This window comes from Enterococcus sp. DIV0756 (assembly GCF_051710745.1).
Classification (GTDB): Bacteria; Bacillota; Bacilli; order Lactobacillales; family Enterococcaceae; genus Enterococcus_A.
On sequence record NZ_JBIOLF010000001.1, the window covers coordinates 355,199 to 379,714 of the forward strand.

A 24,516-nucleotide genomic window follows, 5' to 3' on the forward strand; every position below is an offset into this window, starting at 1 on the left:
TGGGATAAAGGAAAAAATTCCAAAGGAAGTGGTTCAATTTTTGGATGCAGAAGATGTTGCATTTGATCCTGAGAACGCTCCGCAATTTGATTGCGAAAAATGTGGTGGAGAGATGTATCCAGAATATTATAAGAACGTACTTGGATACGAATTTAGAATCAGTGATCGACAATAAAATGATTCATCTAAACAAAAAGTCCTCAGGAGCGGTTTTCTCCTGAGGTTTTCTTAATATAGAAAAGCCTAGTTGTAACAATAGAAATGGAGGTATGTGCTGTCTTTCTTCTATAAAAAAGCGAATATCAAGAAATTACCACAATGATGTGGCAATTGTCTGTGTTCTAAATGGAAACGCTATCTTTTATGATGGGTTTAGCAAGAGAAAGGATGGTTGATCTATGACAGGATTTCCAAAAGATTTTTTGTGGGGAGGTGCAGTAGCAGCCCATCAGCTTGAGGGGGCTTGGCAAGAAGGCGGTAAGGGAGTCAGTGTAGCAGATGTCATGACTGTCGGTGGACCCGGGGTTTCACGAAGAATCACTGAAGGTGTTTTAGAAGGCGAATATTATCCCAATCATGAAGGGATCGACTTCTATCATCGGTACAAGGAAGATATCGCGCTTTTTGCGGAAATGGGCTTTAAATGTTTTCGAACCTCGATTGCTTGGACACGTATTTTTCCAAAAGGGGATGAGGAAGTTCCGAATGAAGCTGGGTTAAAGTTTTATGATGACCTCTTTGATGAATGCTTGAAGTATGGCATCGAGCCGGTCGTGACCCTTTCACATTTTGAACTGCCCTATCATCTAGTCACTGAGTATGGCGGATTTGCTAATCGTAAGCTGATCGACTTTTTTGTTAAGTTTGCTGAAGTTTGTTTTACACGCTATAAGGACAAAGTCAAATATTGGATGACCTTTAATGAAATCAATAATCAAGCGAACTACAATGATCAATTTTTCCCGTTTACGAATTCAGGAATTGCCTACAAGGAAGGCGATGATCGTGAGCAAATCATGTATCAAGCCGCTCACTATGAGCTCGTTGCCAGTGCAAAGGCCGTTCAAATCGGAAAAGCGATCAATCCAGATTTTGAGATTGGGTGTATGATCGCGATGTGTCCGATCTATCCAGCAACCTGCAAGCCAGCTGATGTTTTGATGGCTCAAAAGGCGATGGAAAAGCGCTATTATTTTACGGACGTTCACGTATACGGTACCTATCCGGGGTATATGATGACATACTTCGCTAGAAAAGGGTATGATTTAGATATCACTTCAGAAGACTTAGCCGAATTGAAAAAAGGCACTGTGGATTACATTGGCTTTAGTTATTATATGTCTTTTGCGATTACGCATAAAGAGGACAATGTGTACTTCGACTATCACGAACAGGAAGATTTTATCAGAAATGAATACATCGGCATTTCCGATTGGGGCTGGCAGATTGATCCTGAAGGGTTACGCTATGCACTGAATTGGTTCACTGATCAGTATCGCTTACCACTGTTCATTGTTGAAAATGGTTTTGGCGCAATTGACGAAAAAGAAGCCGATGGCAGTGTCCATGATACGTATCGGATCGATTACTTCCGTGATCATATCAAAGAAATGAAGAAAGCTGTTGTGGAAGATGGCGTGGACCTAATGGGGTATACCCCGTGGGGATGCATTGATTTAGTTTCTGCGGGAACTGGCGAAATGAAAAAACGCTATGGGTTCATCTACGTTGATCGTGATAACGAGGGAAATGGTACGTTAGAACGTAGCAAGAAGGATTCGTTTGATTGGTTCAAACAGGTCATCGCTTCGAACGGTGAAGATTTAGGATAAAAAACGAATCTATGTTAATTCGTATTTACGTTAAAATAATAATAGATAAGTAAATAAAACTGAAAAAATTAAGATAAATAGGGAGGAAAAAACGATGAAAAAAGCATTAATTATCTGTGCCGGAGGAATGTCTTCATCCGTCATTGCAAAAAAAACAACAGAAAGTTTACAAGGGAAGGGCATGGAGATTCAAGTCGACGCGACTTCGCAATCCCAAGGAGCAAACACGATTGCCAAGGATGAATACGATTTGTATCTAGTAAGTCCGCAAACCAAAATGTATTTTGACAGCTTAGAAAAAAGTGCCAAGAAATACAATAAACCGATCGTGAACATTCCGCCACAAGCGTATGTACCGATCCCAATGGGTATTGATAAATTGTCGAATGTGATTCTTGAAAATATTTAGTAAGGGCTGATAACCATGTTGAGCAAGCGAGAGACACAAATCCTAAAATTATTATTTGACCATCGGCATACGTATTTGACGAGTCAAGAAATCGCTTCAGGAATTGATGTTTCTAATCGAACAGCGAGGAAATATCTTCATCTGCTGGAGGATGCATTAAAGCAGGAATCACTTGCTGCAATTGAGGCAAAACAAGGAAACGGGTACCAGTTGAAAATTGAGGATGCCAGGCGATTCGACGAATTTTATCTTAAAGAGGTCAAAAATCAGATGGCTTCCAAAGATATCACAACGATTCAAGAATCAAATGATCGACAATACTATATTTTGAACCGCTTGTTTTTTGAACAAAGTGCTGTCTATGTGGATGCGATTGCCGATGAACTGTTTGTATCTCGCTCAACCATATCGAACGATTTAGTTGAAATCAAAAAACTGATCACACCTTACCAAATCGAACTTCAAAGCAAAAGCAACAAAGGAATCTTCATTGTGGGCAATGAGCAAAACATTCGTCATTTCATTATGAACTATTTCTTTATGGAGCGGTTGCATGACAATTTATTTGCCTTCTCCATGTATGCGAACTTATTGGAAGGAATCAGCGTTGAGGAAATTGTCATTATTGTGTTAGATGAATGCCGGGAATCACAGTTAAAGCTTTCAGATTTCATCGTTTATAATTTAGTCCTTCATATTGGCTTAGCGATCAAACGGATTCAAAATGGCTTCTTAATGGATATTCAGGCGCCGATCTCTTTCGAGGAAGATTCGATTGAATATCAAACTGCTTTGAAAATCTTAGCCAGAATCGAGCAGGCGATGGGCATTACCTTTTCTTCGGAAGAAGCCGATTTTATCGCCTTGCACTTAAAGAACAAGATTACGGCCAAGACGATCTTAAAAAAGGCGGATGCGACAGAAGAGGAAATTCGGCTACAATTGCTAGCAACCTTGAAGGCGATCGATCAGGATACACCATTTGATCTAGCGCATGACACGATCTTAATTGATGGGTTGATGATTCATTTCATCCCGCTGTTAACCAGGCTGCAAAATAACTCTAGTATTGAGAATCCGTTGCTGGAGGAAATTAAGACGCAATACCCGGATTTGTTTGAACTGACGGTCAATTATTTTTCGAAAATGCCGGTTTTTAAACCGTATCAAGTGACCGAAGGGGAATGGGCCTATCTGGCAATTCATATCACCGCAGCGGTTGAACGCTATTTCAATGAACAAAAGACCCACGTATTAGTGATTTGTGCCACTGGATTAGGCAGTTCGCAAATGATCAAAAATCGTTTGGAACGCGAATTTGGCTCAAGAATCTTGATTGAAAAGGTCATTAGCTATTATGAAATCGCCGAGCAGGATTTAAGTCAAATTGATTTAATCATCTCTTCAATCAATTTAGGCAATATTGTTTTAAATGCACCAATCGTCAATGTCAGTGTTTTCTTAGGGAAAGAAGACATTCAAAAAATCAATCATGAAATATCTAGTAATAAGGGTAGCCATTTCGTTGCAGGTCGAAAAGAAAGTGACCAAAAAGAATTGGCGGAAGAACAAGTTGAATTAATTAAGCGAAGTTTCAAACCTGATTTATTTTATTTTGTTGAGGAGCATTCAACCAAGGATGCGGTGTTAAAAGAATTGATCAGCAAAATCGAAGCCGTCGAAGAAGCGGATCTGCAAGAGAATTTCTTCAATCAATTAAAGCTGCGAGAATCTTACAGTTCAGTTGTCTTTTCTGAATATATGGCCGTTCCGCATCCGATCGAAGCCTTGACCAAAGATGGGTATGTTGCTGTTGCGGTAGCGCCGAATGGGATTGCTTGGGATGATGACTATCAGAATATTCAGCTAGTTTTCTTGTTGTCGCCGGATAAATTAGGGCAGTTTGAGATAGACAAGGTTAGTCAAATGCTGGTTGAGATTATGGAGGAGGATACCTTCAGAAAAGCCTTAGCCTTCAGTGATACTTTTGATAACTTTAAAAAAGCGTTTATTGATCAATTCAAAAAAAGAGAGTAGAAGGAGAAAACAATGGACTCAGAAAAATTACAAGAAGCTGCATTTGAAATTATTTTGAGTAGTGGGGATGCCCGAACACTTGTACATGAAGGCTTCAAAAGTATGCGTGAAGGAAACTATGAAGAAGCAGAGGTACATTTGAACGAAGCAAATGATTCACTAGTCAAAGCACATAAAGCACAAACCGAACTCCTACAGCAATATGCCAGCGGAGAAAAAATTGAGATGGAAATCATCATGGTGCATGCACAGGACCATTTAATGACCACCATGACCTTACGGGAAGTGGCGATCGAGATGCTTTCATTATATCGGAAAGTATCGTAGCAAGGCGCCATTCATTATTAGGAAAAAGAGGAGAACAGACGATGGATAAAGAAACGATTAGTCAGTTAAAAAAAGAAACGGCACTGAAAAATTTTAGATACAATCGCTTCCTTTTACTCAGATATTTATTAGCCGGTTTTTTCTTTACTAATTTATACTGGTTGCTTTCTCTAGCGATGAGTAAAAGCGCGTGGTCACTGTTGCCTTTGGGGTTGATTATCCTTTCGATCCCGGCCATTGCCGAGCATTTACGTCTGTACGGCTATCCATCAGATGATGTTCGCGACCAGCTAAAATGGCATCGCTTGTACCAAATGACCCAAGGAATCATCAACATAGTTTTGTTGGTATCCGTTTTAACCAATGTAGGGTTTGAGCAAGTCTTTCCCTTTTTCACCAATAATGTTACCAGTAAGGGCTTTGTCAGCTGTATTCTATTAGTCGGTCTTTTGTTGTCAGGAGTTATTTTAAAACGGATTAAGAGCATTTATAGTCAAAAAGACAAACATGCATCATATATTACAGAATTCAGTAAACTAAATAAATAATGAATAAAGGGTGATTAAAAAATGGACGGATCAAATAATAAAGTCTTTGCTTTCTTAGAGAAAAACCTGATGGGCCCGATGGGAAAAATCGCATCACTAAAAGTTGTGCGAGGGATCATGGGTGCCGGTATGGGCGCAATTCCATTTACAATTGTTGGTTCAATGTTCCTAGTATTCAATATTCTGCCAATGACCTTCCCGTTTCTAGAAGGAATCTTCAATTCAACCTTCTTTAAATTTGAAAGCCTTTATATGTTAGCGAATAGTACAACGATGGGGATTTTGGCATTATATTTCTGTGTTGGTTTAGGATATGAATATACAAAGATCATTGCGGAAGAAGAAGAATTGAACATGGCTCCCATCACAGGGGCATTGCTATCAATGTTTGCGTTCTTCTTATCAATTCCACAATTAGTAATGGAAAAAGGCAGCGTTGTTCGTTTAACAAGCCTTGACGATGGCATCATCAATGGTTGGGCAATCGGCGGCGATGGGGTTTCTCGTTTAGGAACAGTCGGGATTTTTACCGGGATCATCATGGCGGTTATTGCGGTTCAGCTATATCGTTTGTGTGTGAAGCGAAATTGGGTCATCAAAATGCCAGAACAAGTTCCAGAAGGTGTATCAAGAGCCTTTACTGCACTAATTCCAGCGTTTGTTGTTGCTTTTGTTATTTTAATTATTATTGGCGTATTAGTCTTCTTTAATACAGATATTTTCCAATTGATCGCTATTCCGTTCGGCTTCGTAACGAGTATGACCAGCAGCTGGATCGGTGTCATGGTCATTTACTTCTTGATTCATGCGTTGTGGATCGTGGGGATTCACGGGGCTAACATTATTTCGTCATTGATCGCACCAATTACTTTAGGCAATTTGGCTTTGAATGCTGATGGCGCACACATTCCATTAGCTGGTGAATTCCAAAACGCCTTCGTAACCATCGGTGGTTCGGGTGCCACATTAGGTCTATGTATCTTCTTGGTTTACATGGCGAAATCGGAACAATTGAAGGTATTAGGGAAAGCAGCAATCGTTCCATGTTTGTTCAATATCAATGAACCGTTGATTTTCGGGATTCCATTGATCTACAATCCGTTTATGGCGATTCCATTCTTCTTAGCACCTATGGTTTCAGCATCAATTGCTTACTTTGCGATTCAATTAGAATTGATTCGTCCGGTAATCGCAAACATGCCTTGGCCTTCACCAGTTGGTGTCGGTGCCTTCATCAGTACCGGTGGTGACTGGAAAGCAGCCGTAGTCGCAATTATTTGTGCGGCATCTGCCTTCGTCATCTATCTGCCATTTGCGCGTGCTTACGACAAAAAATTGGTTGATGAAGAAGTAGCAAGTACCGAAGAAACGGCTGGAGAAAGTATTTCAGCATAGTTAGGTACTCAATCAAAAAATCGCATTAAAAGAAATAGCCGCCGGCAATTTGCCAGCGGCTATTTTTAGCGTTCCTCTTTTGTTGATTCGTAATAGTCTAAGAATAATTCGTGTAGTGCGGGATGCGTTTTACGCAGCTGCACCAACCGATTGGTCTCATAGGACATGAAACAGTGTTGACTGGTACCAGTCGTGACGAGTCGATCGCCTTTGTAGACGCGATATTCAAAGTCTAATCTCGTACCGGTATATTTAGTGACCACAGGTTTGATCAGCACTTCATCGCCGAAGCGAACCATCTCTTTGTATTCACAGCTGACACCTAAGACGGGGATCATAATACCGTCTGCTTCGATCTTTTCAAAGGGACAATCCATAAAGGTCAGAGCGTCAACGCGGGCTTCTTCAAACCAACGAATATAGTTAGAATGGTGGATAATGCCCATTTTGTCGGTTTCATAATAAAAAGGTTTGCGGGGATAGCCGGGATATTTTTCCATCATTCGTTCCTCTCACGTGCGTATTTTTTCATGTAGCGAGGAAGCGCCTCGCTGATTTTTGTAGGTAATACGACATAGCTGTCTTCAGCTAGATCGTCGCCAATCAAACTGTGAAGATAGACAGCGGCCGCGATCGTATCGGTATTTTTTTCAAACTGCGCTAAAAAGCTTGTGATCATTCCAGCCAAGGTGTCACCCATGCCGCCTGTTGCCATCGCTGGATTTCCTAGTGGATTTTGGTAGTAGGCAACAGCCTCATCATAGATAGTTGTTCGATGGCTCTTTAAGATGATCTTGGCACCTAAGAGTGCCTGCTTTGCCCGGTTGTTCTCATCGGTTTGCTGAATAAAGGATAAGCCGCTTAAGTGTGTCCACTCTGCTAAATGGGGAGTAAAGACTGTTTGCGCGGGAAATTTCAGAGACAATTTGTAGTCCTTGAAAAGCGTGATCGCTGAGCCGTCAATGACTAGCCATTGCTCGGCACGCTGTTGCTTCAATACACCTTTTAGCAGCATCGCCATTTCTTTTGAGAGTCCTAAACCAGGACCAATCAAGACCACGTCTGCTTTTTCTAAGACTTGATAAATAGTCGTTGTTTCGTTGAAGTCCAACACCATTGCTTCCGGTAAGCGGGCATGGAGTGCCGGGTGATTTTTTTCTGCAGTGACGACCGTTGTGAGCCCTGCTCCACCTTTAAGGCAGGCTTCGGCACTCATGATGATCGCTCCGCCGTATTGTTGATTGCCGCCGATCAAGACCACTCGTCCAAAGGTGCCCTTATGAGAAATCTCAGGCCTCTTTGTAATCACTTTATGTAGGATGTCTTCGCTTATTTGGACCATCTAGTCACCTGCTTTCATCAAATCAATCGTTGTTAATGGAAAGAATCGGATAAATTTCACTATGGGTATCATTATAAAGGAAAAAAGAGAATCTTTCCTAGTATTTCTTAAAGAGTTTTCATTTTTATTCTAGTCAAGAGAATGCTATCATTATAGTGGTTTAAATTATAGGATGTCAGTTCAACTTTTCGCAGTTTACTAAGAAGAGAAATCAGTTTCAAAAATTGAGCGAATCATCCGTGTAAATGCTTTAGTTGAATGATATACGGCATTCGAATCGAACTAATTTTTCCTTGAAAAATTAATTCTTTAAAACGAATAAGTAGGAGGAATCTTTCAATGACAATCGATTTTAAGAAAGAAGTCGAAGCACGTAAAGACGATCTATTAGCAGATCTATTCACTTTATTGCGTATCAAGAGTGAACGTGAAGACGACAAAGCAACCAAAGAAGCACCATTCGGACCAGGACCGGTGGAAGCATTAGAAAAAATGCTTGAGATCGCAGAACGCGATGGCTTCACAACGAAAAACGTCGACAACTATGCTGGCCATTTTGATTACGGTGACGGCGATGAAACCTTAGGAATCTTCGGTCACTTAGATGTGGTACCTGCTGGCGACGGTTGGGATTCAGATCCTTACGAACCAGAAATTCGCGACGGCAAATTGTACGCTCGCGGCTCAAGCGATGACAAAGGCCCATCAGTTGCGGCTTATTATGCAGTAAAAATTATCAAAGAATTAGGCTTGCCAATCTCTAAAAAAATTCGTTTCGTCTTCGGTACTGACGAAGAAAGCGGATGGGGAGATATGGATTATTACTTCGAACATGAAGAAAAACCTGATTTCGGTTTTTCACCAGATGCGTATTTCCCAATCATCAATGGTGAAAAAGGGAACGTAACAATGATCCCTCATTTTGACGGAACAAATGGCACTTCTTATGTTTTAGTAAGCTTCGAAGCAGGTTTGCGTGAAAACATGGTTCCCGGCAATGCAGTGGCAGAAGTAAAAGTTGCCGATGCAGATACTGCGGAAAAATTAGCCAAAGAATTTACAGATTACGTAGAAAACAACCCGGTTAGCGGTAAAGCAGATGTTGCTGGTTCAACCGTTACCTTACATTTAGACGGAAAAGCGGCTCACGGTGCTAGCCCTCAATTAGGAACAAACGCGGGTACTTTCTTAGCAGTATTCTTGAACAATTATGATTTCGACAAAGGGGCCAAAGCCTTTATCGAAAACAGTGCAAAATACATCCATGAAGATGTTTATGGCAAGAAATTAGGCGTTGAGTTCAACAATGAAAAAATGGGTGAATTGACAATGAACGCTGGAATCTTCAGCTTCAAAGACGGTCAAGAAAATGATAACCGGATTACGTTGAACTTCCGTTACCCTAAAGGTACAACAAACGATGAAATCAAAGCAAAATTAGAAGAATTATTCGGTTCAGATGTGAAAGTAACAGAAGGTGCGCACCACATGTTGCCTCACTATGTACCAGCGGATGATCCATTGGTTGCGACCTTGTTAGATACTTTCGAAGAGCATACAGGAATCAAAGGGGAAGAAAAAGTCATCGGCGGCGGCACATTCGGTCGTTTACTAGAACGCGGTGTGGCTTACGGCGCACAATTCCCAGGCTTCGAAGATACGATGCACCAAGCCAACGAATACATGTCTGTTGAAGACATTTTGAATTCTGCAGTGATTTACGCAGATGCAATCTATCGTTTAGTTAAATAAGCGGAATAGATCGCAGGCCTCACAATTTTTATTGTGAGGTCTTTTTTTGCTTCTTGATTGGTAAATGAGCAGAATTTCCTGTATGCTTTTTGCGAAGTAGCTATTTTTAAGTGAAGGGGAAATTGAACATGAAAAAAAGATCAATTATTTTAAGTACAGATCCGGGAATTGACGATGCGGTAGCGATCGCTCTTGCCTTGTTTAGCGAAGAGCTGGACGTTAAGCTCATTTGCCCGATTTTTGGCAATGTCAGTTTGGCCAATACGAAGGCGAATACGGAAAAGCTGATGACTTTATATAAAAAAACGCCAAAGATCGTTACTGGAAGTTCGCGTCCGCTTTTAAGAGAAGCCATCGATGCCAGTGAAATTCACGGTGAATCCGGGATGGATGGCTATGACTTTCCGGAAGCTACTATTTTTTCCGATCATTCAAGGACAGCCGTGCAGGCGATGCATGAGGTGGTTAGTCAGGAAGAGCAGACGACTTTAGTCGGGATTGGTCCATTGACAGATATTGCGTTGTTCCTGCATCTATATCCCGAAGATTTAGCCAAAATTGATCAAATCGTGGTGATGGGCGGCAGCTTAGGTCGTGGCAATTATGGCGTGCTTTCGGAGTTCAATTTCGCTGCTGATCCTGAGGCAGCAAAAATGGTCTTTGATAGTGGCGTCCCTATTCAGGTGGCACCATTGGAGGTCGGTGATCAGGCGAAAATCATGCCTGAGGTGACGGAAAAGTTAAGAGGCTTTGGGGAAATCGGAGAAATGATCTATCAATTGTTCACGAAGTACCGCAGTGGCAGTTTTGAAGCGGGATTAAATATGTATGATGCCCTTGCAATTGCCTTGATTTTAAAACCGGAAATGTTTGAGCTGGTTTCTACTAGAGTGGAGATCGAAACAACCGCCGCATTAACCTATGGGGCGTCACTGATCGATCTTAACAACTATCTTGAGTTACCAGCAAATGCGGAAGTAGCGATCAATGTGGATGCGGAAAAATTTGAACAATGGTTTGTTGAATCTTTTGCAAAAATCAAATAAATTTTTATGGGTTAAGCATAATAGTTTCGTTTTATGGAATTTTCACGTAGGGTAGATAGTGTGATAAGTAAAGTAGGCTATATCGAGTTTTACATTTTACTAGGTCTAAGAAATTAGAATCTTTACAATAAAGAGTTCGAATAATTAGCGAAGGATAGCCGCTTGAAAATTAAATCTGAAACGTGAAAGAGGAGATAACATGAGCGAACCAAACTTAATTGATCCAAGAAGTCTGTTTCATGGAGGAAAGTTTAAGAAGCAAGATCAAGAAACTCCTGCACTGCAAGATGAGATGGGACCAAAGCCAGACTGTGGCGAAGACAGTTATGTAGGAAGTAAAAAATTAGAAAATCGCCGGGTATTGATCACTGGCGGGGACTCTGGGATCGGAAGGGCCGCGGCCATTGCCTACGCACGTGAAGGTGCCGATGTGGCGATTCATTATTTCCCAGGGGAAGATAGAGATGCCAAAGAAGTGGCTGATTATGTCGAAAAAGCCGGCAGAAAAGCAATCTTGTTACCATATGACTTACGGGAAGACCATGCACCAAAAGAAATGGTGGCAAAAACCGTCGCAGCTTTTGGCGGCCTAGATACCTTAGTTTTAAATGCGGCACAGCAAATCTCTCAAGAATCAATTGAAGAGTTGCCTGTTAAACAAGTTGAAGATACCTTCAAGGTAAACATCGTTTCTATGTTTGCGATTGTGCAAGAGGCGTTGCCACATCTACCTGCAGGAAGCAGTATCGTGACGACGACATCAGTTCAGGCCTTTAATCCAAGCGATCATTTGATGGATTATGCCTCAACGAAAGCGGCGATCGCCAACTTTACAGTCAGCTTAGCCAGTCAATTAGCGAAAAAAGGGATTCGGGTGAATGGTGTTGCGCCAGGACCAATCTGGACGCCTTTACAGCTCGATCAAGGACAACCAAAAGATGCACTGCCTGAATTTGGTCAAGATTCATTATTGGAGCGGGCAGGCCAACCAGCAGAATTGGCGCCAGTTTATGTCTTTTTAGCTTCAAATGATGCCAGCTATGTCACTTCGCAAATTTATGGTGTGACCGGCGGCGAACCAATCAATCTTTAAGAACAAGCAAAAAGCGTATGCCGATCCATTCGGCATACGCTTCTAGTCGTTTATTACGCGATCAATACTTAAGACAGCTCCGGTTTTCGCGTCCGCTTTAAATTCATAAGCGACTAAATGATCATCCTCTGTACGGGTAATTCCGCCAGAAAGGATATCCATCGTGATCGCAAATTTTTGCATGCGTTCGGTGTCAAAGGAAATCCAAGAACCTTCGATGGGACCTTCTTTCAAGAACGCGGCTTTGATTTGCTCTAAAACTTTGTCCGGAGACATCTTTTGTTTTTTTCGATAATAATGATTCGCAGCAATGCCAGCGGCTAAGCCGATCGCTGAACCAATCGCCAGACCTTGAGCGAGTTTTTTTGTTTTCTCCATAATACAAATCTCCTTCTTCGTATGAAGTGACTATTCTTATTAGATACGCGTTTATGTGTATGCCTTATTCTACCATTGTTATAAATGATTTTGAAAATTTTAAGCCATTATTTTGCAGAAAAAAGAAACGACTTCGTAGAGCTTCTTTTAGTTGGAAACATGGATAGAAAAGAAGCGGCAATCCCCAAAAAAGAATCAGCGATCCAAAGCGATCACTGATTCCTTTTTTTGTTTTATGGATTAGATGGAACTGCCGGCGTAAAAGCCATCGCGGATAGCGTCGCCGATTTTCCCGATTTTATTACTATCGCCGAGTATCCGTGTTTTGGTGTGGTATTTTTCCTTGATGCTGTTTACTGTCGTCAAGACCGGTTTTACTCCAAATGCATTGATGACGGTATCTGCTGCGACTTTTTCAACGGTGCCGTCTGCTTTTTCAATCATCACGCCTGTTTCATCGATCTCGGTTACTTTTGCTTGAGTGATCATTTTAACCTTGTTAGCGGCTAATGCGTTCATCAATGAAATCCGATTGATAAACATTGCATCCTCTGCACAGTTATCCTTCATTTCAATAATCGTGACCTTTTTGCCCATTTCAGAAGCGATTTCTAATGCGCCATCACAACCGGTAGAGCCGCCACCGCAGATAACGATATTTTCTCCATCGATCAGGGATTCATCCTGATGGCATTCGATCATGGTCGCAACGTTTGGCGAATCGATCCCTGGAATAGGCGGTACCAGTGCTTCCGCTCCGCAGCCCACGAAAATCTGATCACACTCAGCTAAGATGGGATCATCTGAACAAACGAAGGTATTTAGGTGAACATCGATCCCAAGCTTTTCCAGCTGCTTTTCATACCACTGACTGAGTAATTGAATATTGATCTTAAATTTGGCCGTTGCTACATCTCGCATAATCCCGCCAAGACGGGGACCGGCTTCGTATAAGCTGACATCATGGCCTCTTAATTTAGCGACTCGCGCCGCTTCCATGCCCGCTGCGCCGCCGCCGATAACGACAATCTTTTTAGGGGCTTCTGTGACCTCCAATTTGAAGCGTCGTTCCTCCATTGCCTGAATATTTACCGAACAGCCCAGCTTCGTATGATTGTTCCAAATTCGGCCAATACAGTTCTCATTACAGCGCAGACACGGACGGACATCTTCGCGTTGACCGGCTAACAATTTATTCGGCAAATCAGGATCAGCGATCAGCGCGCGACCCAGCATCGCAAAATCTGCCGTTCCTGATTGAATCAATTCAACCGCGGATTCGGGATTATGGGTTCCGGCATTTAATAAGGGCACGGAAACGGCCTTGCGTGCCGCATCGGTGACATACGACATACACGATTCACCTAAATAAGAAGGCGGGAAGATATAATCCAGTGTTTCGTAACAGCCGGCATCAATATCAAAGGCATCGACGCCTTCTTCTTCTAATAATTTGATCAAAGGCAGGGAATCTTCCAGCGTTCGTCCACCTTCGAAGCGATGATCCAAAGAGATTCTAAAGAAGATGGGCAGTTCGTCACCAACTGCTTTGCGAATCGCCTGAATGATCTCACGAGGGAAGCGAGCAAAATTTTCTGGCGAGCCGCCGTATTCGTCGGTTCGTTTATTCCAAACAGGGGACATAAACTGATCCACCAGATAGCCGGCATGGGCATGAATTTCAATGCCGTCAAAGCCCGCGTCTTTAGCTAAACCGGCTGCAAAGGTAAAGCCATCCATGACGGCTTGAATATCCTCTTTCGTCATTTCACGACAAGGGACATTTGGATCAAAAGCCGAAGGGATCGGCGACGCCGACATCGGCGGTCGTCCTAATGTATCAGGAAAGGCATTCCGCCCCGTTCCACAGGTGATTTGGCAAATGACTTTCGTTCCATAACGATGGACCGAGTCGCATAAGGAGGTCAATGCCGGTAAGACGGTAAATGAATCCAAGGTTCCTTCCATGGAGCCTTGAGCGATCTCTTCGTTTAAAGGCTGGCAGCCTAGAATGATCATGCCCACGCCGCCTTTGGCACGTTCAACAAAATAATCGATTTCCTGCTCATCTTTTCGACCGCTGGCAAAGGCGGAGTTCGTTCCCATCGGCGACATCACGAGGCGATTTTTAACTTCCATCTTCCCAATCGAAAAGGGCGTAAAGAGTGTCTGATAATCCATGATTATTCCTCCCCGTCTTCAGCAAAAGGTGTCGCATAGTAACGATAAACATCGTATTGGATCACGATCGGATCATTGGTAAAATCGACTCTGCCGATCCCAAAGCAGGCGATCCGGTTGCACCAGTCATATCTGGAGTCGTCCGTATCTAATACCGGCATTGGCTGCGTGCCCATCACCGCGGGGAATTTTCCATCTGCGTAATCCGCCGCCGCTTCCGCTGAGCCTAAATCGATCCGTCCTTTGTAAAACATATTGATGTCTGCGCCATCCTCGGTCTCGATCATTGCTCGACAATCAACATCGACGATTCCGTTTGGATGAACAGTCGACCAATCCGCACCAACAGGTAATATTTTTCCATTAATTTTTGGACCCCAAACCTTCCCGCCAGTAATCACCCCGGTCACTCGGGTTGAACCCGTCGGTAATTTTTGAATAAACATCTTGGCATCCACATCGATCGAATAGGTAAAAATATGTTCGATCTTAAACTTGTTCAATTCAAATTCTGTCATTTCTTTGTCCTCCTTTTTTCTTCTTGAGAAAAGCGTAACATGTGAACGTTTTCTTTCCATTGGTAAAATGACTGATTTTTTTAGCTATTGTCGTCAAAAATTCCAATAGATGCTACTATTAATCTATAAATAGCGGGATGAGGAGGGCGAATGATGGAGTACAATGAGCAAACACTAGCAGAATTTACCAACCAAGCGATTGAAAAGATTTCACAAGGCTGTCGTATCGAAGAACTGGCGCAATTTACCTATCAGACATTTCAACTGCCGCTGATCGTAGCCAATCCAGGCTATCGCTTGATTGCTTATGCCGGTGGCGAGAATATTCACGACCCTTACTGGCAGCAGATCATTTCCAGCGGCGAACCCACGGACCATACGATTATGAAATTTTACATTGACGATGGTCTGATGGAGGCGATCACGGGCTCGGATGAAGCACTTTATATTGATTGGGGCGTTTGTATGGACTATCCTCAGACCTGCGGCCCGATCTATATCGATCATAATTTGGAAGGCTTTGTCAGTATCTTATTCATGGATGAAGCGCGTTTGGAATTTTCCCTGAAATTAAATAATCTGCTGCGACAGCTTTGTGCCATTTTGATGCAGTCGAATAATTTTCGGTTAACTCGTGCCATCAATCCGGTCAAGGAATTGCTAGCCCAAAAATTCTTTGATATTGAAAACTATCCAGATGTCGCCTCTTTAGCAGGCTATCTCGAAATCGTTCAGCTGCAGCCAAGCTATTGCGTGGTTGTTTTGTCAGAAAAAAATAAGGATACGATGCGCTTTTCTCAATTGAAGAGTCGGATCGTCCGAGAGTGTGGGAACATTCTTTATTATGAAAAGGAGCAGAAATTGTATGTGCTGTTTCATCAGCTAAGAAAAGCGGGCTTTGAGCCCACGTTTTTGAAGCTGATCAACCAGAGTGACTGCTATTGCGGAGCCAGTACCGCTTTTGTTTCTTTAGAGCAGCGGTCAGTGTTTATTCAGCAAGCCGAATTGGCCCATGAAACGGCCAAAATGCTGAATATCAGCAGTCGCTGCCGCTTCTTTGCTGAATCTCTTACGGAAAGCTTTTTGCTGCATCCCTTGAATGAATTTAAAAAGGAAAATCTGATTCCCGAAGAAATCCAACGACTTTTTACCTATGACCAGGAGCATGAAACGGAGCTGGCGAAAACATTGCGGATCTATTTGTATCTCAGAAATGATATCAACAAAACGGCCAAGGAGCTGCATGTCCATCGAAACACGTTGAGCTATCGTTTGAACAAGATTCGGGACTTGACCGAGGTTGAGATCGATGATCCTGAAGTGGCTTGGACCTTCCAGCTGGTTTTCCGCGTTCTTGAGACAATGACTTAGAGGAAATCGGTTTCCGAGTAAGCTTCTTTCTCAAAAAGAACGAAAAGTGTATAATCAAAGGTAGTAAATGAAAAGGTCGTGACGGAATGATTATCCCTAAAAGTATCGAAGAGTTAGCCGGTTATGCGGAAAAAGGTAAGAATGTCTTTTTCTTTACCGCTGATTGGTGTGGCGATTGCAACTTTATCAAACCACAAATGCCCGAAATCGAAGCCGAATTTCCGCAGTTTACATTTATCCAAGTCGATCGAGACGAGTATATTGATGTGGCAGCCGAGTGGAATATCTTTGGGATTCCTAGTTTTGTCGTAGTCAACGATGGGGAAGAATTGGGTCGGTTAGTAAATAAAAATCGTAAAACGAAAGATGAAATCGCTGGCTTTTTGCAACGAGTAGAAGGGTAGGAGATTGTTATGTTTACACAATCATATCAAAATATTTTAGTTGGAATCGATGGCAGCGACCAAGCAATGGAGGCCTTCAAAAAGGCGCTAGCTGTGGCAAAACGCAATCACGGAACCGTCTATGTGGCGAATGTGATCGATCATCAAGTCTATACGTTTATGAGTTATTCGCCTTTAAATGAAAATATTATGGATCAGTTAACCGCAGATGCGAAAAATCTGATCAATGAGTGTAAAGCCTATGGAAAAGAATTTGGTTACAACAAGATCGAAGGCATCATCGCTTATGGATCAGCCAAAGAAGCGATGGCGAGAACCTTGCCAGAGAAATACGAGATTGATTTAGTGATGGTGGGACAATCAGGGTTGAATGCGGTAGAGCGCTTCATGACCGGCAGTGTTGCCAGCTACGTGATCAAAGAAGCATTATGCGACGTGTTAATCGTCCATCCAAGTGCCGAATAAAAGCTGGCTTGACCAGCTTTTTATTTTGAAAAAATGGACTCGCAAAATTGTGCTTCTTGCTGATGAAGCTCGTTTGCTGAGCTAGAAATGAAAAAAATCTCATGCAAAAGTCCTGTCAGATTTGTTAAGATACGAGAGGAATACGACTGGAGGTAAAAACGTGATTTTTGCGTACAATAAACAAAATGTCGGCGATACCTTGATGGTCATCGTCAAAAATGATGAAAACAAAGATAATTCTGTCGAACGAAAAGGCGCGGTGGCTCGCATCCAAACAACGGATGGAAAAACAGTTGCCTGGAACTTTTTCAATGTGTCGGACTATTTAACGATCCATGGTAACGGTCAAGTGGAACTATCAGAAAAAGATATCGACGTGCTGAATGAACAACTGAAACTAGCAGGCTTTGAAGAACGGCTAGTAGCGGATCTTTCACCAAAATTTGTGGTGGGTCATGTGAAGACCTGTGTCGATCATCCCGATTCCGATCATCTGCATATCACAGAGGTAGAGATCGCTGGTGGTGAAACACTGCAAATTGTTTGTGGCGCCTCTAACATCGAAGCTGGACAAAAAGTCGTCGTCGCTAAACCCGGCGCAATGATGCCCGATGGACAAATGATTTGGCCAGGCAGCTTACGCGGCGTAGAAAGCTTTGGTATGATCTGTTCAGCAAAAGAACTACACTTGCCAAACGCCCCTGAGAAAAAAGGTATTCTGGTCTTGGACGAAGATGCCAAGACAGGCGAAAAATTTGAAGTAGGTAAATAAAAACTCTCCGTTTTGACGATTCATCAAATGTCAAAACGGAGAGTTTTTGTATGGACAATGCAGGTTTTGGTCATTCTATCAGGCAGGTAGATTTTATATGAAAATAAATATATTAATATTCATGAATATGTGTTAGACTATATTCATAGAAAGGGCGGATAGTGAATGGCAAAAAAATTTTCTGAAGAAGACATTGAGCGAATTAAAAACGAACTGCAAAGTGCCTGTGAGGAAAGCTGGAAGATACGAGGGTACAAGCAAACAAGTATACCCTTACTAACAAAGAAGGTCGGGATATCCGCTGGAGCGTTCTATTTATTGTACAAAAATAAAGAAGAGTTGTTTATCGACGTGTTAGAACAGGTTCAAGCCAATCTATTGAACACGTGGTTAGCGTTTATTTCTGAGAATGAAAATAAAATTGAAGGATTTAAATTGGGATTGCAGTGGCTCTATCAAGAATATCGAAAATATCCGGCCTTGTATAATTTCAATAGTTCTGAATATGACTTGTTTTTGGCAAAACTTCCACGAGAAAAAGTAGAGGAATTAAAAAAAGTGAGTTTAATGCTGTTTGAAGTGACAATCAAAGAATCTAAACTAAAGTTGTTGCTACCAGAAGATGAGGTTATCCATATTATTCATTCGATCCTTTTTTTATCCTTAGTAGATACGGACGCGCTCGTGGGAAATGAGAAAACATTCAATTTCTTACTAGAACATTCACTATACGACTTATTTGAGGAGGAATAACCATGGACATATTTATACTATTTGAAAGAATGATGACTACGACGAACAGTCATTTAGAAAGTATCTATCTAGTGACGGGAATCGTCGCGCTTCTTTGTCTTGCAGGAAGTATCTATTTACGAGTAAAAAAGAATCGTTATGCAAAATGGGTTACAGTGGCAGGGGGATTATTGTTAATTAACCCTGTGTTGTACTTATTTTTCACTTAAGGGAGGAATCATGGTATGTTGAGATCTTTAAATCGAAAAATTGAACAAGTTAATGAAGCGTTAACGGTGGATGTAACGATCCCTAGTCCAACTAAAAAAGACTTGGCTCGAACACAGTTTACAGGGACGTTGTTGACAGGTGTACTGTTGCCCTTAGGGGTGATGAAGTCCTCTAAAGGGTTAATCGCTTTAGGGCTATTAAGTCTTGCTAGTGCGGGTTTTTCTCGGTATGAAAAGAACAGGCTTTAAGTTCAACTTGTTGAGTAGGAGAAGATTGGATAAAGGAAACATAAAAAAAGGATTGATTCCTTGTAGGAGAAGCATGCTTAATTTTATATAAGACATGTGAACCTTTGGAAACTATAGGAAATCAACTGGTATTTAGGATGGTTGTTTGTGGAAGTATTTATTCTGTTTTTTGTTAAAAAAATTCTTTTAGGGATACTGATTGAAGTTGGAATGACACTCTATTGTTTGAGGCGAAAACGTTGGCTATTGTGGATTGTTGCTACGTATTTTATTGTCATTCATTGCTTGCTGGCTATTTTTCCATTAATGATATACATCATTTATGTGAGTGACTATATTTTGGCAGCAGTGCTCTTTTTTAAATACACGAGTTTTTCAGAAAAAGCCAAAAGCTTGCTAGTTCTTTTTAGTATCTTTTTATTTTTATGGTTATCAGCCTATGTGCTGTTTGCACCAATCGTATCAAAGAATTATCGCTTTACGGAATTTGAAGAAAATAAAGAAACGTATGTAGTTATTCAAGAGATTACGAGTTATAGCCATTTTGCACAGGAAGGCACTCGAACAACGAGTTTCATTTATAAGGATCATTTTTTTACTCCTGAGCATGTTGTGGAGAATAGCTCTAGAAGTTCTGGCGAATATGCGATGATACCTGAGTTACCGAAGAATAAGGTGGATTTAGAAGACTATTTAAAAAAAAGTGATGCATCGGTAAATCACTAAAACGAAATAAGTAGATAATTGTGAACAATCAGTAAACGTGATTGTTCATTTTTTTGTTCTAATAAAAAACTATCCGTTTGACAGCTTTTCTCTAAAAGAAGAGAGGCTGTCAAACGGATAGTAAGTTGTTAGTTATTATTCTGTTGGTTATTCGCAGATTTCAATGAATTTGCATCGATACTTAATTTAACCGAAACCGTCTCTTTTTTATCCTTACGGTAATAGGTAATCTTCACGGTATCACCAACTTTGTGTTTGTACAATTCAGATTGCAACTCGACACCGGTTGAAACATCTGTGTCATCGATTTTGGTAATCACATCGTATTTTTTCAAGCCGGCTTGATCTGCTGGTGTAGAAGATTGAACGTTGTTTATCACGACCCCTTGGGTAACGGAGCTAGGGACTTTGACGATTTCACTGACTTGCTCGGTAGACAGATCAGAGAGGTTGACCATTGAGATACCTAAAGCAGGACGGACCACCTTGCCGTCTTTTTCTAGTTGGTTGATGACATTGACAACGTCGTTACTTGGAATGGCAAAGCCGATCCCTTCCACACTGACATTTGATTCGGTTTGAACAATTTTACTTGAGTTGATTCCGATTACTTGGCCGGCCATGTTAACTAATGGACCACCGGAGTTCCCAGGGTTAATCGCTGCATCTGTTTGGATCGCGTTGATGTTCACCGTTTGGCCTTCGTCATTTTTGTTAACGACTTGGCGGTTCAAGGAAGAAATGATCCCTGAAGTTACGGAATTTGCATATTGTGAGCCTAAAGGAGAACCTAAGGCGATGGCTGGTTCACCAACTTTTAGATTGTCAGAGTCACCGAAAGTTGCTGGTTTGATATTTGCTACCTTGTCTGATTCGACTTTAAGTACAGCCAAGTCAGTATAAGAATCTGTTCCAACGAGTGTTGCTTTGACTCTGGAGCCATCCTTTAATAGAACCTCCAGACCATCTTGTTTTTCTACCACGTGATTATTTGTCACGATATAGGCAGTTTTTCCTTCCAGTTTATAGATCACACCGGAACCTTCGGAAGTTTCTTGCAACTGTCCGTTGTCATCTTCTGACTGCTGATTGTCATTTCCGCCAAAGAAATCAGAAAAGCCGCCTAAACCGCTTTGCGATTGCTGTTTCTGCAAGTTGATGACTGAAACAACTGCGTCCTGTACTTTACTTGCGGCATCGGTAATATCAGAATTTACATCGACTTTCATATTGCTGACTTTTGTATTTCCGGCGCTAGGTGATCCGCTCGCATTTTGATTATTTGGTGCAAGCAGTGAACCGTTTGCTACGTAAAAAATTCCAATGGTTAAAACAGCACCAAGAATACCGCCTAATAGGCTGACCCCAAAACGTCGCAAGAAGCCAGGTGACTTTTTGGGGGTTGGTGTAATATCTTTTCTCATCATATTTACTCCACCTCTACTGTGTTATACGTTATATTTAGTATAGTATTATTTTGTAAGGTAAGTCTACTACAGCGATTTGACTTTTTTATGAAAAAGTTTCGTAGGAATATATAGATAAATGATGAAAAATCTTGTTTTCCACAATCCTAGTGGAAAACTAAGGAAAAAGTTTGTTAATTACTTGAAGAACTTTATCCACAGAAATGTGGATAAAGGGGATAACTCGGTGGAAAACGTATGTTTGTATAGAAGATTCCTTACAAAAAGGGAATCAATACAGGATAATCTGTGGATAAACCTGTGATTAGTGTGCATAACTTCGTGGAAAAAGGGAAGGATTTCTATTTTATCCAGTTTTATGTAGTGGAAAAGTTTAATAGGTAAAATTAACTATAATGAAAAAGGTGAAAAATTGTGCATATCAAAATTATTTCTGTGGGAAAATTAAAAGAAAAATACCTCGTTCAAGGAATTTCAGAATATACGAAGCGTTTATCGAAGTATTGCAAGATCACATTGATCGAAGTTCCTGATGAAAAAGCTCCTGAAAAACTCAGCGAGGCCGAAATGATTCAAGTGAAAGAGAAAGAAGGCGAACGAATCCTTGCGAAGATCAAAGAACAAGAATACGTCTTCGCGTTAGCCATCAACGGCAAAAATCCCAGCAGCGAAGACTTCGCTGCTACACTGGACAAATTGCAAACCAGCGGCAAAAGCCAGTTCGTCTTTGTTATCGGAGGATCACTAGGTCTAAGTGACCAAGTGTTAAAGCGCAGCAACGCGCAGATTTCATTCGGCAAGATGACTTATCCCCATCAGTTGATGCGGTTGATCCTAGTGGAGCAGATTTATCGGACGTTTAGGATTAATGCGGGGGAGCCGTATCATAAATAGGGATATTTTTAAAAGTAGGTGTTCAAATGATTGATAAACCGGATTTTAGAAGACAAAAGATCCGAGGCTGGAAAAGAAGAGTAAAAGAAATTGATCACTGGAAAACTTCTAACATGAGTTTAGACTTGGGACTGTTAGAAGAATATTCTAGAGACTATGTGAAATTAGGTAGCTTATCTTTTTACTCATTGTTTAGAAAATACGATTTACCCTCGTGGTATAAGCGTTTGATTGTTCAAGCATTAGTAGATGTATTTGATTCTTGGAAACAGACATTGGATGAGTTGGATGAGCCTTACTACTTAAAGATATGGATTTTTGATAAGGATATTTTACATTCTCAAGTAGTTGCAAGCTACAGGGAAAAGCTGAATTTTTACGAAAATACTTTTGCAGAAATTGAAAGGGTTGAATCACTACCAGAGGAATTGGCGCACAAGAAGGCGAATGAATTACTATGGCGAAAAGGATTCGACTTAGTTTCACTGTCAGAAAATGAGTTGCAGGAAGATTTTAATGATGGTTTCTATACTTTGGAGGAAGTTCAATCAATTAGGGATTCTGCCAATTGCATAAGTGAAATCTCTGATGATAAATTTTATGTAATCAAAAATGGTATAGTTTGGCTTGGTGAGCGATGATAACTTTGAAAAGGATTTAAGTAACAATTGTCAGAATCGAGAATAGGTAAATTTTTCTGTATATTTGTTGAACCGTGTTTGATACATAATTCAGTTAGATGCACAAAACTACAAGGGGTGGTATTTAAATATGAAAAGAATTTATCAACCTTTGCCAGAAATTAGTAACAAGGAAATTGAACAAATTTTACAGTCAGGTAGTATAGAAGAGTTAATGATATTACCGCTATCGGTTGGAGAATATCATGCGAATTGGAAAAGGGCACAAGATGTATGTGTAGAATTGTCAAAACATAATGATGAAAAAGTTCGAGCTAATAGTGCATTAGGGATTGCCTACATTGCACGTACAAAGGGAAAACTAGAAAAACATATTGTTAAACCTGTGTTGTTGGAATTATTGAATAATTGTAGTGAGTATAGATGGAGAGTAATTGATTCAATTCAGGATATTAATACTTATATGAATTGGACTATTGGAGAAAAGGCGGTTAATAGGTTTGAAAAACTAGAATGATATTGCGAATCTAGTACAACAATATACTTCAACGAATATAGTTTAAAAAATTTGCATTACTTGTAAAAGAGTATGTTGCTTAATCTAGTTACAAATATATAGTAATACAAATAAGTTCAATTATCTCAATCGATAATTGAGCTTATTTTGTGTTTAAAGGAAGAAACAACAACCGATGGATACACAAGAAAAATTGCTGCATTAGAAAGGTAGTCGACGAACAAGTATTAAAAAAAACTGTCAAATGATTGATGAAACGACGAGACAAACAGAGTTGATAGAGTGATTGCAGATAGTTGAATTTAATAGAGGTGATAATACAGGCATCATCATGTTTATTCAATTGCAAGAAGACACTTCGCGATTATCGATTATAAACTTTTTAAAGCCAATTAAGTTCTCCCAAACTATTTGAATCTGACTTCTCAGATAATAGTTATGGATTCGAAACGTGCTATATGTCATAAACGGTTAAAAATCGATCCTAAACGATAGGTAAGCTATATTGATCTTACATGAATATTAGTTTTAAATTAGATAATAAGTATTAATAAATAAGGATTAGTGATTAGGGCCTAGTAGTGAAGAATCTATCTTGACATCAATTTATTTCTAAAATGAACTACAAGGTAATTACAATTTAAACACTATAAAATTGAAAGAGTGCCTCTTGAAAACTAGAGACACTCTTTTTCAACGAATATAGTACTGTCGTTTTGGATATAATAATCATTTTCCGCAATATAAATTAATTAAATTTGGTATATTTATCTAATTAAATAATGCAAAATGATTATTGTTGTTAAAAAGTTATTGTTATAAGGAGGAATTATATGAATAGTTTGAAAAGTTTTTGGGTTGGGTTTAAGGACTTTAAAGGACAGACTAGTAGGAAGGATTTTTGGATTGGTAATATAGGAAATGCTGCTTTTCTTTTTGGCTTATATTATGGATTATCCTATCTCATTGATTATGTTGGTTGGTATTTTTATGTTGATCTTAATTTAATAGATACACTTATATGGGGATTGTATTGGTTACTTTTTACTCTATATTTCATACCTGCATTGTGTTCTTGTTTACGTCGTCTTCGTGATGCGGGGTTCAGTCCATGGGTGATACTCATCGGTCTTATACCTATGATGAGAATTGTTTTACTCATTCTATATTGTTTTAAAACAAAAGGATCAACTGTTAATGATCAATTGACGAGCGTCTAAGTAAGGAGAA

At 40.5% G+C, this 24,516-nt stretch carries 28 protein-coding genes; 22 read left to right on the forward strand and 6 right to left on the reverse strand.

Features of this window, described 5'->3' with window-relative positions:
• The first annotated feature begins 40 nt into the window (after positions 1-40).
• The 7 genes from IGI44_RS01710 (at position 41) to celB (ending at position 6,548) form a co-directional block, all read left to right on the forward strand.
• Entirely contained in the window at positions 41-175 is a 135-nt protein-coding gene (locus tag IGI44_RS01710) for a hypothetical protein (RefSeq protein WP_438786009.1), read from the forward strand.
• A 223-nt stretch (positions 176-398) separates the two neighbouring features.
• A complete protein-coding gene (locus IGI44_RS01715) occupies positions 399-1,832 on the forward strand; it encodes a 6-phospho-beta-glucosidase (RefSeq protein WP_438786011.1) in 1,434 nt (477 codons plus the stop codon).
• 94 nt (positions 1,833-1,926) lie between these two features.
• Positions 1,927-2,241 carry a PTS cellobiose transporter subunit IIB gene (locus IGI44_RS01720; RefSeq protein WP_438786012.1) on the forward strand — a complete coding sequence of 105 codons (315 nt, stop codon included), beginning with the start codon at positions 1,927-1,929 and terminating at the stop codon, positions 2,239-2,241.
• Positions 2,242-2,256: 15 nt separating this feature from the next.
• Positions 2,257-4,278, forward strand: coding sequence for a BglG family transcription antiterminator (locus IGI44_RS01725; protein WP_438786013.1), 2,022 nt, complete (start codon positions 2,257-2,259; stop codon positions 4,276-4,278).
• A 12-nt stretch (positions 4,279-4,290) separates the two neighbouring features.
• Positions 4,291-4,605, forward strand: coding sequence for a PTS cellobiose transporter subunit IIA (locus tag IGI44_RS01730; RefSeq protein WP_016179607.1), 315 nt, complete (start codon positions 4,291-4,293; stop codon positions 4,603-4,605).
• Positions 4,606-4,646: 41 nt separating this feature from the next.
• Positions 4,647-5,153 carry a hypothetical protein gene (locus IGI44_RS01735; RefSeq protein WP_438786014.1) on the forward strand — a complete coding sequence of 169 codons (507 nt, stop codon included), beginning with the start codon at positions 4,647-4,649 and terminating at the stop codon, positions 5,151-5,153.
• 21 nt (positions 5,154-5,174) lie between these two features.
• Positions 5,175-6,548, forward strand: a complete 1,374-nt coding sequence (gene celB, locus IGI44_RS01740) for a PTS cellobiose transporter subunit IIC (RefSeq protein ID WP_438786015.1) — start codon at positions 5,175-5,177, stop codon at positions 6,546-6,548.
• Between the two features lie 65 nt (positions 6,549-6,613).
• Here the strand turns inward: celB and IGI44_RS01745 are convergent, their stop codons facing one another.
• Positions 6,614-7,048: an acyl-CoA thioesterase gene (locus IGI44_RS01745; RefSeq protein WP_438788892.1), complete on the reverse strand. Its 435-nt coding sequence runs from the start codon at positions 7,046-7,048 to the stop codon at positions 6,614-6,616.
• Positions 7,048-7,890, reverse strand: a complete 843-nt coding sequence (locus IGI44_RS01750; RefSeq protein WP_438786017.1) for an NAD(P)H-hydrate dehydratase — start codon at positions 7,888-7,890, stop codon at positions 7,048-7,050. Before IGI44_RS01750 ends, IGI44_RS01745 begins: the two co-directional genes overlap by 1 nt.
• A 339-nt stretch (positions 7,891-8,229) precedes the next feature.
• Here IGI44_RS01750 and pepV point away from each other — a divergent pair, with 339 nt between their 5' ends.
• The 3 genes from pepV (at position 8,230) to IGI44_RS01765 (ending at position 11,781) form a co-directional block, all read left to right on the forward strand.
• Positions 8,230-9,642, forward strand: a complete 1,413-nt coding sequence (gene pepV / locus IGI44_RS01755) for a dipeptidase PepV (protein ID WP_438786018.1) — start codon at positions 8,230-8,232, stop codon at positions 9,640-9,642.
• Positions 9,643-9,770: 128 nt separating this feature from the next.
• Positions 9,771-10,688 carry a nucleoside hydrolase gene (locus tag IGI44_RS01760; protein WP_438786019.1) on the forward strand — a complete coding sequence of 306 codons (918 nt, stop codon included), beginning with the start codon at positions 9,771-9,773 and terminating at the stop codon, positions 10,686-10,688.
• A gap of 199 nt (positions 10,689-10,887) precedes the next feature.
• Positions 10,888-11,781, forward strand: a complete 894-nt coding sequence (locus tag IGI44_RS01765) for an SDR family oxidoreductase (protein ID WP_438786020.1) — start codon at positions 10,888-10,890, stop codon at positions 11,779-11,781.
• Between the two features lie 42 nt (positions 11,782-11,823).
• On the opposite strand, the gene IGI44_RS01770 is transcribed toward IGI44_RS01765, so the two are convergent.
• From IGI44_RS01770 to IGI44_RS01780, 3 genes are all read right to left on the reverse strand, one after another.
• Positions 11,824-12,159 (reverse strand): PepSY domain-containing protein, encoded by a 336-nt coding sequence (locus IGI44_RS01770; protein ID WP_438786021.1) that lies wholly within the window; start codon positions 12,157-12,159, stop codon positions 11,824-11,826.
• A gap of 240 nt (positions 12,160-12,399) precedes the next feature.
• A complete protein-coding gene (locus tag IGI44_RS01775; RefSeq protein ID WP_438786022.1) occupies positions 12,400-14,340 on the reverse strand; it encodes an FAD-dependent oxidoreductase in 1,941 nt (646 codons plus the stop codon).
• A 2-nt stretch (positions 14,341-14,342) separates the two neighbouring features.
• A complete protein-coding gene (locus IGI44_RS01780; protein WP_438786023.1) occupies positions 14,343-14,858 on the reverse strand; it encodes a DUF3237 domain-containing protein in 516 nt (171 codons plus the stop codon).
• 150 nt (positions 14,859-15,008) lie between these two features.
• On the opposite strand from IGI44_RS01780, the gene IGI44_RS01785 reads away from it, so the two are divergent.
• The 8 genes from IGI44_RS01785 to IGI44_RS01820 all read left to right on the forward strand — a co-directional run bounded on the left by IGI44_RS01785 (position 15,009) and on the right by IGI44_RS01820 (position 19,807).
• The gene (locus IGI44_RS01785) at positions 15,009-16,229 is read left to right on the forward strand and encodes a PucR family transcriptional regulator (RefSeq protein WP_438786025.1); all 1,221 of its coding nucleotides are present in this window, start codon (positions 15,009-15,011) and stop codon (positions 16,227-16,229) included.
• A gap of 86 nt (positions 16,230-16,315) precedes the next feature.
• On the forward strand, positions 16,316-16,633 hold the full coding sequence (locus tag IGI44_RS01790) for a thioredoxin family protein (RefSeq protein ID WP_438786026.1): 318 nt from the start codon (positions 16,316-16,318) through the stop codon (positions 16,631-16,633).
• A 9-nt stretch (positions 16,634-16,642) separates the two neighbouring features.
• Positions 16,643-17,098, forward strand: coding sequence for a universal stress protein (locus IGI44_RS01795; RefSeq protein WP_438786027.1), 456 nt, complete (start codon positions 16,643-16,645; stop codon positions 17,096-17,098).
• Between the two features lie 160 nt (positions 17,099-17,258).
• Positions 17,259-17,870, forward strand: a complete 612-nt coding sequence (ytpR, locus tag IGI44_RS01800; RefSeq protein WP_438786029.1) for a YtpR family tRNA-binding protein — start codon at positions 17,259-17,261, stop codon at positions 17,868-17,870.
• A gap of 165 nt (positions 17,871-18,035) precedes the next feature.
• Entirely contained in the window at positions 18,036-18,623 is a 588-nt protein-coding gene (locus IGI44_RS01805) for a TetR/AcrR family transcriptional regulator (RefSeq protein WP_438786030.1), read from the forward strand.
• 2 nt (positions 18,624-18,625) lie between these two features.
• Positions 18,626-18,832, forward strand: coding sequence for a hypothetical protein (locus IGI44_RS01810; protein WP_438786032.1), 207 nt, complete (start codon positions 18,626-18,628; stop codon positions 18,830-18,832).
• Between the two features lie 15 nt (positions 18,833-18,847).
• Positions 18,848-19,081: a hypothetical protein gene (locus IGI44_RS01815; protein WP_438786034.1), complete on the forward strand. Its 234-nt coding sequence runs from the start codon at positions 18,848-18,850 to the stop codon at positions 19,079-19,081.
• Positions 19,082-19,228: 147 nt separating this feature from the next.
• Entirely contained in the window at positions 19,229-19,807 is a 579-nt protein-coding gene (locus IGI44_RS01820) for a hypothetical protein (protein ID WP_438786036.1), read from the forward strand.
• Between the two features lie 128 nt (positions 19,808-19,935).
• Here IGI44_RS01820 and IGI44_RS01825 read toward each other — a convergent pair whose 3' ends face one another.
• Positions 19,936-21,234 carry a S1C family serine protease gene (locus IGI44_RS01825; RefSeq protein ID WP_438786037.1) on the reverse strand — a complete coding sequence of 433 codons (1,299 nt, stop codon included), beginning with the start codon at positions 21,232-21,234 and terminating at the stop codon, positions 19,936-19,938.
• A 414-nt stretch (positions 21,235-21,648) separates the two neighbouring features.
• Between IGI44_RS01825 and rlmH the strand changes: the two genes are divergently transcribed.
• From rlmH to IGI44_RS01845, 4 genes are all read left to right on the forward strand, one after another.
• On the forward strand, positions 21,649-22,128 hold the full coding sequence (gene rlmH, locus IGI44_RS01830; RefSeq protein WP_438786039.1) for a 23S rRNA (pseudouridine(1915)-N(3))-methyltransferase RlmH: 480 nt from the start codon (positions 21,649-21,651) through the stop codon (positions 22,126-22,128).
• A 26-nt stretch (positions 22,129-22,154) separates the two neighbouring features.
• A complete protein-coding gene (locus IGI44_RS01835) occupies positions 22,155-22,769 on the forward strand; it encodes a hypothetical protein (protein WP_438786040.1) in 615 nt (204 codons plus the stop codon).
• 130 nt (positions 22,770-22,899) lie between these two features.
• Positions 22,900-23,286 (forward strand): hypothetical protein, encoded by a 387-nt coding sequence (locus tag IGI44_RS01840; RefSeq protein ID WP_438786041.1) that lies wholly within the window; start codon positions 22,900-22,902, stop codon positions 23,284-23,286.
• 833 nt (positions 23,287-24,119) lie between these two features.
• Positions 24,120-24,506: a DUF805 domain-containing protein gene (locus IGI44_RS01845; protein ID WP_438786043.1), complete on the forward strand. Its 387-nt coding sequence runs from the start codon at positions 24,120-24,122 to the stop codon at positions 24,504-24,506.
• The last annotated feature ends 10 nt before the right edge of the window (positions 24,507-24,516 follow it).

Coding starts and splice junctions, on each gene's coding strand:
- IGI44_RS01790 (WP_438786026.1), top strand. CDS start 16,316: ATGATTATCCCTAAAAGTATCGAAGAGTTAGCCGGTTATGCGGAAAAA.
- IGI44_RS01735 (WP_438786014.1), top strand. CDS start 4,647: ATGGATAAAGAAACGATTAGTCAGTTAAAAAAAGAAACGGCACTGAAA.
- IGI44_RS01725 (WP_438786013.1), top strand. CDS start 2,257: ATGTTGAGCAAGCGAGAGACACAAATCCTAAAATTATTATTTGACCAT.
- IGI44_RS01765 (WP_438786020.1), top strand. CDS start 10,888: ATGAGCGAACCAAACTTAATTGATCCAAGAAGTCTGTTTCATGGAGGA.
- celB (WP_438786015.1), top strand. CDS start 5,175: ATGGACGGATCAAATAATAAAGTCTTTGCTTTCTTAGAGAAAAACCTG.
- IGI44_RS01730 (WP_016179607.1), top strand. CDS start 4,291: ATGGACTCAGAAAAATTACAAGAAGCTGCATTTGAAATTATTTTGAGT.
- IGI44_RS01770 (WP_438786021.1), bottom strand. CDS start 12,159: ATGGAGAAAACAAAAAAACTCGCTCAAGGTCTGGCGATTGGTTCAGCG.
- IGI44_RS01750 (WP_438786017.1), bottom strand. CDS start 7,890: ATGGTCCAAATAAGCGAAGACATCCTACATAAAGTGATTACAAAGAGG.
- IGI44_RS01760 (WP_438786019.1), top strand. CDS start 9,771: ATGAAAAAAAGATCAATTATTTTAAGTACAGATCCGGGAATTGACGAT.
- IGI44_RS01840 (WP_438786041.1), top strand. CDS start 22,900: ATGAAAAGAATTTATCAACCTTTGCCAGAAATTAGTAACAAGGAAATT.
- IGI44_RS01780 (WP_438786023.1), bottom strand. CDS start 14,858: ATGACAGAATTTGAATTGAACAAGTTTAAGATCGAACATATTTTTACC.
- IGI44_RS01815 (WP_438786034.1), top strand. CDS start 18,848: ATGTTGAGATCTTTAAATCGAAAAATTGAACAAGTTAATGAAGCGTTA.
- IGI44_RS01825 (WP_438786037.1), bottom strand. CDS start 21,234: ATGATGAGAAAAGATATTACACCAACCCCCAAAAAGTCACCTGGCTTC.
- IGI44_RS01795 (WP_438786027.1), top strand. CDS start 16,643: ATGTTTACACAATCATATCAAAATATTTTAGTTGGAATCGATGGCAGC.
- pepV (WP_438786018.1), top strand. CDS start 8,230: ATGACAATCGATTTTAAGAAAGAAGTCGAAGCACGTAAAGACGATCTA.
- IGI44_RS01835 (WP_438786040.1), top strand. CDS start 22,155: ATGATTGATAAACCGGATTTTAGAAGACAAAAGATCCGAGGCTGGAAA.
- IGI44_RS01720 (WP_438786012.1), top strand. CDS start 1,927: ATGAAAAAAGCATTAATTATCTGTGCCGGAGGAATGTCTTCATCCGTC.
- IGI44_RS01785 (WP_438786025.1), top strand. CDS start 15,009: ATGATGGAGTACAATGAGCAAACACTAGCAGAATTTACCAACCAAGCG.
- IGI44_RS01805 (WP_438786030.1), top strand. CDS start 18,036: ATGGCAAAAAAATTTTCTGAAGAAGACATTGAGCGAATTAAAAACGAA.
- IGI44_RS01775 (WP_438786022.1), bottom strand. CDS start 14,340: ATGGATTATCAGACACTCTTTACGCCCTTTTCGATTGGGAAGATGGAA.
- IGI44_RS01845 (WP_438786043.1), top strand. CDS start 24,120: ATGAATAGTTTGAAAAGTTTTTGGGTTGGGTTTAAGGACTTTAAAGGA.
- IGI44_RS01715 (WP_438786011.1), top strand. CDS start 399: ATGACAGGATTTCCAAAAGATTTTTTGTGGGGAGGTGCAGTAGCAGCC.
- IGI44_RS01810 (WP_438786032.1), top strand. CDS start 18,626: ATGGACATATTTATACTATTTGAAAGAATGATGACTACGACGAACAGT.
- IGI44_RS01745 (WP_438788892.1), bottom strand. CDS start 7,048: ATGGAAAAATATCCCGGCTATCCCCGCAAACCTTTTTATTATGAAACC.